Source organism: Avibacterium volantium (genome assembly GCF_900635775.1).
Classification (GTDB): Bacteria; Pseudomonadota; Gammaproteobacteria; order Enterobacterales; family Pasteurellaceae; genus Avibacterium; species Avibacterium volantium.
Genome location: NZ_LR134167.1, coordinates 1,192,748 through 1,204,981, shown reverse-complemented (window position 1 = coordinate 1,204,981; position 12,234 = coordinate 1,192,748). Strand labels below are relative to the sequence as shown.

Genomic DNA, 12,234 nt, shown 5'->3' with positions numbered 1-12,234 from the left:
CTGCGTCAATGCTAAAATAAAAGAGCGGTGGAAAATTTTACTATTTTTCACCGCTCTTTTGCATTTAATTTTCCCAAGAGAATTAAAAATCCAATTGCTCAAGATAAATATTTAACGCATCAGCAATTTTCTGCTTAGTGGTTTTGCGCAGGCGAGTGGCATTTTCATACTGGCAATACGCGGATTGCGATACCCCAAGGCGAGCTGCGACCTCTGCTTGCGTAAGATTCAAATATTCTCGCCACGCCCGCACAGCAGAAATATCCTGTTTAAGTGCAAGCGCTGCAACCTCATAAGGAACACCAGTATCAAGGGGATTTTTCAAGCCTGCTTTACTTTTTAACCATTCTAAGGTTGCAAGCGGCACAACAGCAAAAGCAGGGTTGCCTTGCTCATCGTTAATATATTGGATATTAGTAAGTGCGTTCATTTCGTTTTTTCACCTCTTCAATGGAGACCACGCTTAATGCGTCGCCAATCAACTGGAAAAATACCCGATAACGCCCCACAGGGAAGCGATAAGGATATTTATGATTAACTAAGGATTTCACATTAGCGCACAAAGGGAATTGCTTTAATTCTTCACATTTATCAATAATAACAGAACGCTCGGGAATGCGACGCAGTTGTTTTAAGGCCTTAGGCTGGATAATTAAAGTTTTCATTTTGGCACAATATTAGTGATTTAGGCTTATCTTATAAGTTATTTTATAAGAAATCAAGAGGAGGGTAATAACTATCTACCACAAAGGCAACTTTTATTTAGGCAGCCCCCCACCCCCCAAAAGAGCGGTGGAAAATTTCAAGATTTTTCACCGCTCTTTTCTCATCAACTCATACCTGTTGTTTATCCCGCATAGATTAATTTACCACTTCCCTATTATTGGTTATACTGTGCTTTCATTAATTTTGGAGTATTTCAATGAAAAAAATCGAGCAACTTTTCGCCAATAATTATAGCTGGGCAACGCGAATGAAAGAGGAAAATTCAGATTATTTTCGCGAGCTTGCGGATCATCAAACGCCGAGTTATTTGTGGATTGGTTGTTCTGATAGCCGTGTGCCAGCGGAAAAGCTGACTAACCTTGGCCCCGGTGAGCTGTTTGTGCATCGTAATGTGGCAAATCAGGTGATTCATACGGATCTGAATTGTCTTTCTGTGGTGCAATATGCGGTGGACGTGTTGGATATTGAGCATATTATTATTTGCGGGCATACCAACTGCGGTGGGATAAAGGCGGCGATGTCGGAACAGGATTTAGGCTTGATTAATAATTGGTTGCTACATATTCGTGATATTTGGTTTAAACATAGCCATTTATTGGGTAAACTTCCGCCAGAAAAACGGGCTGATATGCTGACCAAGCTGAATGTGGCAGAGCAAGTTTATAACCTTGGGCGTTCTTCTATTGTGCAATCTGCGTGGAAAAGGGGGAAGAAACTTTCCTTACACGGCTGGGTTTATGATGTGAATGACGGCTATTTGATTGATCAAGGGGTGATGGCAACGAGCCGTGAAACCTTGGAAATTTCTTATTTAAGTGCGATTTCTCGTCTGTTAAAACAAAATGAAGATGAACGAGAAGAAGCGGAAAGCAACGCTGAAAATACAGAAAAATAAGCAAAAAATACACCGCACTTTGCGTGCAAGATTATTCTTTTAACCAACATCATCAAGGATTTTATAATGCAAAAAAGTGCTTTATATCCCGTCATTTATGTCTTAGGTAATGGACAGCTTGGGCGAATGCTACGTTACGCTGGCGCGCCTTTAGATATTCAGGTTGAGCCATTGCCTTTCAATGCCCCTGTGTTTGAGCTGCAAGAGAACTGCCTGATTACCGCAGAAATTGAGCGTTGGGAAAGCACTCCACTGACGGAAAAATTAGCCAATCATTCGCAGTTTATTAATCGTTCCGTTTTTGGCTTGCTTGCCGATCGCCTTTCGCAAAAATCTCTCCTTGATGAACTCAATCTTCCCACTTCTCCTTGGACACTCATTCATTCTGCTTCTCAATGGCAAGATATTTGGCAACAAATTGGCGAGAAAGTGGTGGTGAAACGCCGTACTGGCGGCTATGACGGGCGTGGCCAGTGGATCATCACGCAAGAAAATCAAGATCTGATTGGCGATGAATTATTTGGACAAGTGATCGCGGAAAAATTTATTCCTTTTGACGGTGAAATCTCCCTCGTGGGGGCAAGATTTAAAGACGGCTCAACCCGTTTTTATCCTGTTACACACAATTTACAGCAAAACGGCATTTTACGTTATAGCGTCGCGGATACCTCACTGCCACAACAGGCCGTACTACAACAGCAAGCGGAAGCAATGTTAGCTAAAATAATGCACAAGTTGGATTATATCGGCGTGATGGCAATGGAATGTTTTGTGGTGGGCGATAAGTTATTGATTAACGAGCTTGCGCCACGAGTTCACAATAGCGGACATTGGACGCAACTGGGCTGTTCCATTAGCCAATTTGAATTGCATTTGCGTGCCTTACTGAATTTACCAACGCCAGAATTAATCAGCACAATGCCTGCGGTGATGATTAATTTAATTGGCACGGCACATAATCCCCAATGGCTCAATATGCCATTTAGCCAGCTGCATTGGTATGGCAAAGAAGTGCGTGAAGGACGCAAGGTGGGGCATATTAATCTAGCTCACCCAGATCGCCAAGAATTAGGGTGTTTATTAGATAAATTTGCGCAACAACTGCCACAAGATTATCAATCAGGTTTAACTTGGGCAAAAGAAAAATTGAAATTATCTAAATAATTATTGTAATTTTTGAATAAATATTGGCTTTCTTAAGAAGAAAGCCTATTTAGTATCAATAAATACTTGCGAAAAGGGTTAATTCTCAAGTATAACTTGGCACAGGATTTTCTTCACAAAAAGGAAATCGCATTATTAACAACAAAACACAACATTAGAAGGATAATGACTATGTTTGAACATATTAATGCTGCCCCTGCGGATCCAATTTTAGGTTTAGGTGAAGCGTTCAAAGCAGATGATCGTGCTAACAAAATCAACTTAGGGATTGGTGTATATAAAGATGCCAAAGGCAACACACCAATTATGAAAGCGGTGAAAGCCGCCGAACAACGTTTGTTTGATGTAGAAACCACCAAAAATTATCTTTCTATTGACGGCGTTGCCGATTTCAATGCGCGTACGCAAGGCGTGTTGTTCGGTGAACATTCTGACATTGTGAAACAAGGGCGTGCAAAAACTGTGCAAAGCCTTGGCGGCACAGGTGCATTACGCATTGCCGCAGAATTTATCAAACGCCAAACTAAAGCGCAAAACGTGTGGATCAGCACACCAACTTGGCCAAACCACAATGCGATTTTTAATGCGGTAGGGATCACCATTCGTGAATATCGCTATTATGATGCAGAACGCAAAGCCTTAGACTGGGATAACCTGATTGCCGATTTAAGCAACGCAGGCGAAGGCGATGTGGTGTTATTACACGGCTGCTGCCACAACCCAACAGGGATCGACCCAACCCCTGAACAATGGCAACAACTGGCAGAAATGTCTGCTAAAAATGGTTGGTTACCGCTATTCGACTTCGCTTATCAAGGACTGGCTAACGGCTTAGAAGAAGATGCCTTTGGTTTACGTACCTTTGCGGCAAATCACAAAGAGTTACTGATCGCAAGTTCTTATTCTAAAAACTTCGGTTTATATAACGAACGTGTCGGCGCATTCACTTTAGTGGCGGAAACCGCAGAAATCGCCGCTACTGCACTAACCCAAGTGAAATCAATCATTCGCACACTCTACTCTAACCCAGCTTCTCACGGCGCTTCCACCGTAGCCATCGTGTTGGCTGATCCTGCATTAAGAGAAGAATGGACTGGCGAGCTTGCCGAAATGCGCAACCGAATCAAAGAAATGCGTCATAAATTCGTGGAATTATTGAGAGAATACGGCGCACAGCAAGACTTCAGCTTTATCGAACAACAAAATGGTATGTTCTCTTTCAGCGGCTTAACCCCAGAACAAGTGGATCGCTTAAAAGAAGAATTCGCCATTTACGCCGTTCGCTCAGGCCGCATCAACGTTGCCGGCATCACCGAAGATAACATTCGTTATCTCTGCGAAAGCATTGTAAAAGTGCTTTAAGTAAAAATTTGAAAAAATAATACCGCACTTAATAAAGTGCGGTATTTTTTTCGTGGATTTTTAGCTGTTATTTCACCGCAATCAATCTCACTTTACAAGGGGTTGCGTCTGTGGTTTGGGTGGAAATTAAGGTGTTTTCCCCTTTCACTTCGGCTTTGGTGCATTGGCTGGCTTGGGCGAGTTGCCATTTACCTTTTGCTGTTACGCTGGAATGCTGTGGCTGGGAAGGGGTTTTACGCCAATTGCGGGAATAAATGCTCACTTCCACTTGTTTGCCGTCTTTCACTTGATCTTCTTCCGTGCCTTGATAGAAAGCAAAATCAGGGTTCACGATAGACAGATCAAGATAATCCTTGCCTGCTTCGTTGCCTTGTTGAGCCATTGCCATTAGCGGTTGGCTTGCCCCAAGCAATATGCCGCCCACATCTTTTTGCTCCGCTTCAAAATAGGCATAGCCTTCTTGACCACTACGCTTATCACGCACTGCGTGCAATTTGCTGCTGTGGGATAATTTTTGATAATCCTCTCCTTCATCAGCGTTTGGAGCAATGAGTACGGCATATTCATATTGCCCATTTTCTGGTGCTTTGCCGTGATCTAACACTGCACTCGCGAATTTGCCTTGGGTTGGCTTATCGTTGCGATCGTCCACCGATTCTTGTTCTTGATAGCGCACCGTCAATTTTTGCCCTGCGCTCACATAATAACGGTTGCCCGCAGGATCTGCCAAGGTAGCAGGGCTGGATAATTCTTCCACTGTCCCTAAGGTTGCCAATGGTTTTCCATTGATAAACATTGGCTTAAGATCCGCGACATTATGCTGGAACAAGGTGGTTTCCGTTGCGTGCTGTTTGTCATCATTACGAATATCCGATCCTAAGGCGATAATTTGATTATCGAAAAGGAAGTAGGATTTTTTCGCGAACAAGGATTCTTGCTGATATTTGCTATGGCCGCGCAATTTCATTGCATACATACTGTTATTATGCAGATCCGTTCCACCTGCGTAGGTTTCGGTGGAAAGCAACATTTCTTCCAATCCTGCGGCTGGGAGCTGTGATAATTTTGCTCTTAACTCAGGGTATGGCAGATGAATGGTTGTGGTACCTGGGAAACGATTCCAATCCCAACCGTCATAGCGATAGCCACGATCATTGAAATGCTCAGGAATGATTTCTAACGCACCGTAGGACATATAACGTCCGTACAGATTGTTTTTTTCGTAGGATTCATTACCGACTAAATAACGGCTAAAGCCGCGCGCAATGGCAAGCCAAGAAAGTTTTGGATCGGCTTGATGACGACGCTGAACCAGCATCGAAGCGTAATTCATTGCCCAGGCTCCAGTAGGCTCTGCTGCGGCTGGCACACCTTCAAACTCTGCCTTATGTTCAAGCGCGGCATAAATGGCGGCAAAAGTGCGGTTGATTTTTGCCGAATTTTTTTCATCGCCCGCTAAAGCAAACCATTTATAAGGCGCAGAGGCAATGGAGAATTTCCCTGTTGGATGGCGGCCACTAATTACAATAGGGATATGCCCTTCTTTGGTATAAACCCACATTTTATACAACACATCATTAAGACGTTTTTTCGCCTCTTGAGTAAGTGCATAAGGTGTCCCACTAATTGCATAAACAACAGGAGAAAGCCCTGTAAACGCATCTTTTCCATAGGCTGTATAATGCTGTGAATGGTGGAACATTGAACCATCAGGCTTAAACCCACCGGCAACCCCTTGAGATTGTAAAACAGTCGTACTCAACCAATGTGAAAACTGTTTTAACAGCCCAGCACGTTGATTTTCATTAGGTAATAATAAAATACTCTTCAACATCCATTGCAGTTGCGTATTAAGAATATCTACATTCGCTTCTACAATACTGCTATCTGGTTCAAAAATACGTCCAGCCCCACTAAACCACGCCATTGCACCCTGTGCTTGCTCAAGCAGTCCTTGCTGAGATAATAAATCCCTCATTAAGAACCAAGCATCAAAAATTTCTCGATTCTGATACCCCATATGGCTCACAATTTGAATGCTGCTCCCTCGCACAAAACCTTGGTCAAATAGATAACGAGTCGCAAGTAAGAATTGATTTTCTAATTGCTGACGTTGTTCTGGTGTAAGCTCGCCCATTCGTAACGCTTTTGCACTTTCCAGCATCACTTTTCCTAGCTCTCTCATTGAAATGGAATTCAGTAAAAAAGCTTGCTCTTGTTTACTAAATACCTGATCATTTTTCATAAATTTTTGACGAGCAGGAAAATCTAAGATTGCCCCTTGAATTACCCCATCTTTTTCACTAATATTAAACGCCTGATATTTCTGCAAAATTTGTGAAAAATCCACCGCACTTATTTTATTTGCAAACACATTTAGCACTTGTTCAAAGCGTTGATAAATGCTTTCGCTTTGCGGATCAGAATGAAAACTCGTATTAAAATCAAAATGTGGGTAATTTTTGCTTAATATTTGATCATACATCAGCAAGCCATTCCAGTTTTTATTCACCGCCGTGCTTGCCGCAGGGTTCACAAAATCCGCTTGGTAATCTGGAATTGGGTAACGATTATCCACTGGTACGTTGAATAAAAGCTGATCTAAATAAAGCGATCCCGCTTCATCAGGCGCTTGGATCACCAATTTATCTAGGTTTGTTACCTTTTCGCCTTGCATATCACGAAATGGCACGGCAATACCACGCCAGCCGACAAAATCTAAATTAATTTTGAAAGATTTTTTCACCTGGCCATTTTGTTCAAAGGCAAATTGCAAAGGCTGCTTTAAGGCTTTATCGTTATAAAGCCATAGCATAAAGGTTTGCGGTAAAATATCGTCATTTTGTGAAAAATCTAAATTTTGCGCAAAAACCAACCGCCCTTTCGGCTCGAATTGCCAATGCAACGCCTGCTTACCGTCCTTGTAATGCAACGTACTCGGCGCAACCTGTCCATTGGTTACCGTTAAATAAGCTGGTGGCTGTGCATTTTCAAAAAAATCCCACGCATAATTCGCCGCATTAACACTGCCTGCAATAACGCAGGCAGTTAATAGGCTCAGCTTTGGAAATAAGCTCGCTTTCATAGGTTCTCCCTTATCATTATTTCTTTTATTCTTAATATAATAGAAAAATGTGCTGATACTTAAAAGCGCTAACAGAGAAAAACAAGATCAAGATCACAAAAATAATGAAACAATATTTTGATATTTATTTTTATGATATCGATCATAAGGATTCTTGGTTTGATTATTCATAATAAAGAAAAAATCATAAGGATCGCCTATGACATTTTCTTTGATCATTATTCTTATTTTATGCGGTATATTGACTAACCTGATGTCAGCCATTTTTGGTATTGGTGGTGGGGTGTTGATGGTGCCGATTTTGCACACGCTTTTTCCCCATATGCCAATCCAAATGATTTCCGCCACATCACTGACTATCGTGATGGGATCAGCGTTAATCAATTTATTTTACTTTCATAGACTTAGCATTAAGATTGATAAGACCAAATTGCTGCTTTGGTCGTTAAGTATGATCGTTGGCGTGCAGCTTGGCTTTCATCTCAGTTTTGAAGTTTCCGACAACGTGATTATTGGGGTGTTTGTGATTACGCTAACGGTGCTGGCATTGAAGACGTTTTTACATCAGCGCAATGAGAAAAAGCAACAAACACAGAAAAATGATAGTCTGCGTGGTAGTCTTTTCTGCTTTTTTGGTGGAGGAATCGCTGGAATTACTGGGATCGGCGGCGGTTCGATTATGTCGCCATTAATTAGCCAGTTGCCGAGTGTAAATATTAAAAGTGTAGCGGTTTACACCAACTATATGATGGTGATTGGGGGCATTGGCAATCTGTATGGCTATTTAGCCAAAACGCCCGAAGTGGTGATTCCCCATTCCTTGCAAGTTGGCTATGTGAGCTTCTCTATTGTGTTGATTGTAGTGCTAAGTTCTTTTTTTATGAGTTTTGCCAGTATGAAAATTCGTGGCATTATCAAAGAAGACACGGCGCGCAAATTGCTCGGTATGATCTTACTTTTTATTGCCTGCTATATGCTAATATTGCGCGTAATACAAGGATAAATCTCATAGGATATGAAAATGCTTGAACAGATGAATTTAAAAAATTGTCAATATAATCATTTAGTTGCCCTTGAGAAAGGCACACAAATCTATCGCCAAGGGGATACCGCACAGTCTTTTTATTTTGTCAAAAATGGGCTAATCGGGTTGTATCATACCCTTGAAAATGGTAAAGAAAGCTTGGTCAGAATTTATAAAGCGGAGGATTATTTTGGTTTTCGCACGCTTTTTGGCGATAAAAAATATCACTGCACTGCGAAAGTGCTAATGGAAGCTGAAATAATCAAAATCACGCCGCAAGATGTTGATTTATTCTTTTTAGATAATCCTGAAACCATTCGTTTATTATTCCAAATTTTATCCAATGAATTACGAGATGCGGAAGATCGCCTTGCCAAAAGTGCTTATTTAAAAAGCCTTGATCGTGTGATTGATAGCATTTATTTCTTAAAAGAGAACTTCCCTGAATACCGCTGGACACACCGTGAAATTGGTGAATACGCTGGCTGCGAAACAGAAACCGCTATTCGTATTAGTCGGGATTTGCGTAAGAAGGAGTTGTTATAAGACATAAAAAACGGCAGCTTTCGCTGCCATTGATTTTTCTATTTTAGTTTATTATTACATCACTTCTTTAAACAAGGAGGGTTCTTCTTTTAACCCGCGATTTTCTTCCGTTTCTGGCTCAAGATCGAGTTTTGCCATAAGTAGTTGATCGCCGTCTTCTTCTGGGTTTTCGGTAACCAGTAATTTATCGCCGTAGAAAATGGAGTTTGCGCCCGCCATAAAGCACATTGCTTGCATTTCTTCCGACATTCCTTGACGGCCTGCAGATAAACGCACATAGCTTTTTGGCATTACGATACGCGCAACAGCGATGGTGCGAACAAATTCTGTCCAATCTAATTCTGCCGCTTCTGCCAATGGCGTGCCTTCCACTTTCACTAATTGGTTGATTGGCACAGATTCTGGTTGTGGATCAAGGTTGGCAAGGCTAGCAATAAAGGCAGCGCGTTCTTTGCGGGTTTCGTCCATTCCAACAATCCCACCACAGCAGACTTTTAAGCCGGCTTTACGCACTTTGCCAAGGGTGTTAATCCGATCATCAAATTGGCGTGTGCCGATGATTTTTTCGTAATGTTCTGGCGCTGTGTCGATATTATGATTGTAATAATCTAGCCCTGCTTCTTTCAGATCTTCTGCCATTCCGTCTTGCAATAAGCCAAATGTGCCACAGGTTTCTAAGCCAAGCGCTTTCACCGCTTTGATAATGGTAGTGATTTTTTCAATGTCTTTTGGCTTTGGCCCACGCCACGCCGCCCCCATACAAAAACGGCTCGCACCACGAGATTTCGCCACTTTGGCTTTTTCCACAATTTCTTCAATATCAAGCAATTGCTGATTTTGTACGCCCGTGTGATAACGTGCAGACTGCGGACAATAACCGCAATCTTCCGGGCAGCCACCGGTTTTAATTGACATTAAGGTGGAAAGCTGGATCGCGCGTGGATTGAAATTCTCACGATGAACCTGTGCGGCACGGTATACAAGATCTAAAAAAGGCGTTTCAAATAAAGCTTCCACTTTACACACAGACCAGTATTCTAAGGTTGGGTGCGGTGTTAAAGAGGGAATTTGAATGTTTGTGGTTGTCATAAATTATCCTTGTTTTTAAAAGTGCGGTCTATTTTAGACTTAAATTTTTAATTCCGGTAATGGTTTATCACTAATCCTACCATTTTCAACCATCAAAAGGCGATCAATTTTTCCTGTCAATTCATCAGGTTGATGCGTCACAATAAGCAAGGTTAAGTTTTTCTGCTGGCATAACTTATCTAATAAATGCAGCATTTCTTGGCGTAAATGGGGATCAAGGGCGGAAAAGGGTTCATCAAGCAATAAAATGGGTTTATCACGCAACAGGCAACGCGCCAAGGCGACACGTTGTTTTTGTCCGCCTGAAAGGGCGTTGGGCAAGCGTTCTAAAAAATCCCCTAATCCCACCGCACTTGCCACTTCCGCCACTTTAGCTTTTTCTAACTTACTAAGATTTAGGCTTGGCTTTAGCCCTAAAGCAATGTTCTGCGCCACCGTCAAATGGGTGAACAAATTATTCTCTTGGAACAACATTGAAACAGGGCGTTGATGGGGTGCGCTAAAGGTGTGATTTTGCCCATTAAGCCAAATTTCCCCTTTGTCTGCCAATTCAAATCCTGCAATTAGGTTGAGCAAGGTGCTTTTGCCTGCCCCACTCGCCCCCACAATGGCCGCCCGTTGCCCTGCGGGGATATGCAACTTAAAGTGCATTGGTTGATTGGGGTAATGAAAATAAGTATCCAGTTTAATCATCGTGTTGCCTAAATCATAAAACCAAAGAATGTGGTAAACATACCAAAATGCAAAGATAAAGTGCGGTGCAATTTTTTCAGATTTTATCTTTGCCCTGCCTTTGCGAACGCTCAATCAGCACGAATAACGCGCCACATAACAATAATAAAATCAAGGCGGTAACGCTCGCTTCTTGCATACGATATGAGCCTAATTGCTGATAGAGCAAATACGGCAGAGAGATAAAATCTTGATTGCCGAATAAGGCAATGGCGGTGAAATCCCCCAAAGATAACGCACAAGCCAAGGCGAAAGCATATCGCATTGGGGCGTTGAGCGCTTGCCATTCCACCCATTTCCAGCGTTGCCAGCCTTGCACGCCGAGAGATTGGCAAAGGCGCTCATATTGCATATTTTGATACATTGGCACAGAAAGCGTACGGATCACAAAAGGCATCGCCAAAATGCCATTACAAAATGCCACAATTAGCAATAAATGCCACGGCTGAAAATCCATTGCTTGCAAGCGAATAAACAACCCCAACGCCACCACCAAGGTTGGGATCGCAAGTACGATCATTCCCATATTGCTAATTAAATTGGCGCAATAGCGGTGATGTTGCCAAGCTAAACGGCGAGCCAAAAAAAGCAATGCCATTGAAAATAAAATCGCAAATAACGCAGAACATAGGGCGATACTTAAAGAGTACCCCAAGGCACGCCATAACTGGGGATTGGCTGCCACTTTTTGCCACGCCTGCCAATCTAAGCCTGACACCACCATATAAAGCAGTGGGGAAAAGAGAAAAATCAGCACACTGCTGACACAAAAAATTTGCCAAATTTGCACCGCACTTGTTTGTTTTTCTCGCCAAAAATGACGCAAATTAAGCTGGCTCGGATCTTTGCTATTAAACAAACTGCTGAGTGCAAGCAACAGCACGCAAAACCCACATTGTAATAACGCGAGCATTGCGGCTTTCGGTAAATCAAATTCAAATAAAATGGCTTGATAAATTGCCACTTCTAAGGTGGTGTAAGCCGGCCCGCCGCCAAGGGTTAGCACAATGGCAAAACTGGTGAAGCACAGCATAAAAATTAAAGTAAACGCCGGCAAAAACTGTTGGCGTAAATAAGGTAATTCGATCAAACGGATAAACTGCCAACCGCGGATATTCAGTTGTGAACTGAGCTGCCGTTGCTGATTGGGAATGCTTGAAAGCGCCTGCAAAAATAAGCGACTTGCCAAAGGAATATTAAAAAATAAATGGGCGATCAAAATACCACTCAAGCCGTAAATATTGGGTTTCCAATCAATCTCAAGAGCGAAAAATAAGCTTGCCAGCCAGCCTGAATGTCCGTAAATCCCGAGCAAACCTAGCACCGCCACCAAGGCAGGCAACACGAAAGTGAGAGAAAATAATTTTAAAATCAGCGTTTTGCCACCGAAATCTTGGTAAAAAAACGCGCGAGCAAAAAACAGACCAACCAGTACAGATAAAAACGCCGATAAAAAAGCTTGCCCAAAACTAAAGGCGATAACGTGGCGCACATAGCTATCTTGCCAAAGTGTCGTCCATTGATGATCATTGCCAAGATTTAACACCGCACTTAAGGCAAACAGATAAAATGCGCCTAACAACAAAATCACACCAATTCCCCCCGCCATTG

The 12,234-nt window shown here is 42.3% G+C and carries 11 protein-coding genes; 5 read left to right on the top strand and 6 right to left on the bottom strand.

The window, feature by feature from the left end; all coding sequences use genetic code 11:
- Positions 1-82 precede the first annotated feature (82 nt).
- Positions 83-430, bottom strand: a complete 348-nt coding sequence (locus ELZ61_RS05865) for a helix-turn-helix domain-containing protein (RefSeq protein WP_126372148.1) — start codon at positions 428-430, stop codon at positions 83-85.
- Positions 414-665, bottom strand: a complete 252-nt coding sequence (locus ELZ61_RS05860; RefSeq protein WP_126372147.1) for a type II toxin-antitoxin system RelE family toxin — start codon at positions 663-665, stop codon at positions 414-416. The genes ELZ61_RS05865 and ELZ61_RS05860 overlap by 17 nt, the downstream gene beginning before the upstream one ends.
- Before the next feature lie 257 nt (positions 666-922).
- On the opposite strand from ELZ61_RS05860, the gene can reads away from it, so the two are divergent.
- The 3 genes from can (at position 923) to ELZ61_RS05845 (ending at position 4,147) form a co-directional block, all read left to right on the top strand.
- Positions 923-1,621: a carbonate dehydratase gene (can, locus tag ELZ61_RS05855; protein ID WP_126372145.1), complete on the top strand. Its 699-nt coding sequence runs from the start codon at positions 923-925 to the stop codon at positions 1,619-1,621.
- 66 nt (positions 1,622-1,687) lie between these two features.
- Positions 1,688-2,785, top strand: a complete 1,098-nt coding sequence (gene purK, locus ELZ61_RS05850) for a 5-(carboxyamino)imidazole ribonucleotide synthase (protein WP_126372143.1) — start codon at positions 1,688-1,690, stop codon at positions 2,783-2,785.
- Between the two features lie 171 nt (positions 2,786-2,956).
- Positions 2,957-4,147, top strand: a complete 1,191-nt coding sequence (locus ELZ61_RS05845; protein WP_115249833.1) for an amino acid aminotransferase — start codon at positions 2,957-2,959, stop codon at positions 4,145-4,147.
- A 67-nt stretch (positions 4,148-4,214) separates the two neighbouring features.
- Here ELZ61_RS05845 and ELZ61_RS05840 read toward each other — a convergent pair whose 3' ends face one another.
- Positions 4,215-7,232, bottom strand: a complete 3,018-nt coding sequence (locus tag ELZ61_RS05840; protein ID WP_126372141.1) for a chondroitinase family polysaccharide lyase — start codon at positions 7,230-7,232, stop codon at positions 4,215-4,217.
- A gap of 199 nt (positions 7,233-7,431) precedes the next feature.
- Here ELZ61_RS05840 and ELZ61_RS05835 point away from each other — a divergent pair, with 199 nt between their 5' ends.
- Both ELZ61_RS05835 and ELZ61_RS05830 read left to right on the top strand, forming a co-directional pair.
- A complete protein-coding gene (locus tag ELZ61_RS05835; RefSeq protein ID WP_126372139.1) occupies positions 7,432-8,235 on the top strand; it encodes a sulfite exporter TauE/SafE family protein in 804 nt (267 codons plus the stop codon).
- 18 nt (positions 8,236-8,253) lie between these two features.
- Positions 8,254-8,802 carry a Crp/Fnr family transcriptional regulator gene (locus tag ELZ61_RS05830; RefSeq protein ID WP_241969659.1) on the top strand — a complete coding sequence of 183 codons (549 nt, stop codon included), beginning with the start codon at positions 8,254-8,256 and terminating at the stop codon, positions 8,800-8,802.
- A gap of 54 nt (positions 8,803-8,856) precedes the next feature.
- Here ELZ61_RS05830 and bioB read toward each other — a convergent pair whose 3' ends face one another.
- The 3 genes from bioB to thiP all read right to left on the bottom strand — a co-directional run bounded on the left by bioB (position 8,857) and on the right by thiP (position 12,232).
- Positions 8,857-9,891 carry a biotin synthase BioB gene (gene bioB, locus ELZ61_RS05825; RefSeq protein WP_126372135.1) on the bottom strand — a complete coding sequence of 345 codons (1,035 nt, stop codon included), beginning with the start codon at positions 9,889-9,891 and terminating at the stop codon, positions 8,857-8,859.
- Between the two features lie 39 nt (positions 9,892-9,930).
- Positions 9,931-10,584 carry a thiamine ABC transporter ATP-binding protein gene (gene thiQ / locus ELZ61_RS05820; RefSeq protein WP_126372134.1) on the bottom strand — a complete coding sequence of 218 codons (654 nt, stop codon included), beginning with the start codon at positions 10,582-10,584 and terminating at the stop codon, positions 9,931-9,933.
- Positions 10,585-10,660: 76 nt separating this feature from the next.
- The gene (gene thiP, locus ELZ61_RS05815) at positions 10,661-12,232 is read right to left on the bottom strand and encodes a thiamine/thiamine pyrophosphate ABC transporter permease ThiP (RefSeq protein ID WP_241969758.1); all 1,572 of its coding nucleotides are present in this window, start codon (positions 12,230-12,232) and stop codon (positions 10,661-10,663) included.
- Positions 12,233-12,234: the final 2 nt, after the last annotated feature.

Excerpts from the sequence above, each read along its gene's own strand:
- thiP (WP_241969758.1), bottom strand. The coding sequence starts at position 12,232 with ATGGCGGGGGGAATTGGTGTGATTTTGTTGTTAGGCGCATTTTATCTG.
- can (WP_126372145.1), top strand. The coding sequence starts at position 923 with ATGAAAAAAATCGAGCAACTTTTCGCCAATAATTATAGCTGGGCAACG.
- ELZ61_RS05830 (WP_241969659.1), top strand. The coding sequence starts at position 8,254 with ATGCTTGAACAGATGAATTTAAAAAATTGTCAATATAATCATTTAGTT.
- thiQ (WP_126372134.1), bottom strand. The coding sequence starts at position 10,584 with ATGATTAAACTGGATACTTATTTTCATTACCCCAATCAACCAATGCAC.
- bioB (WP_126372135.1), bottom strand. The coding sequence starts at position 9,891 with ATGACAACCACAAACATTCAAATTCCCTCTTTAACACCGCACCCAACC.
- purK (WP_126372143.1), top strand. The coding sequence starts at position 1,688 with ATGCAAAAAAGTGCTTTATATCCCGTCATTTATGTCTTAGGTAATGGA.
- ELZ61_RS05860 (WP_126372147.1), bottom strand. The coding sequence starts at position 665 with ATGAAAACTTTAATTATCCAGCCTAAGGCCTTAAAACAACTGCGTCGC.
- ELZ61_RS05845 (WP_115249833.1), top strand. The coding sequence starts at position 2,957 with ATGTTTGAACATATTAATGCTGCCCCTGCGGATCCAATTTTAGGTTTA.
- ELZ61_RS05865 (WP_126372148.1), bottom strand. The coding sequence starts at position 430 with ATGAACGCACTTACTAATATCCAATATATTAACGATGAGCAAGGCAAC.
- ELZ61_RS05840 (WP_126372141.1), bottom strand. The coding sequence starts at position 7,232 with ATGAAAGCGAGCTTATTTCCAAAGCTGAGCCTATTAACTGCCTGCGTT.
- ELZ61_RS05835 (WP_126372139.1), top strand. The coding sequence starts at position 7,432 with ATGACATTTTCTTTGATCATTATTCTTATTTTATGCGGTATATTGACT.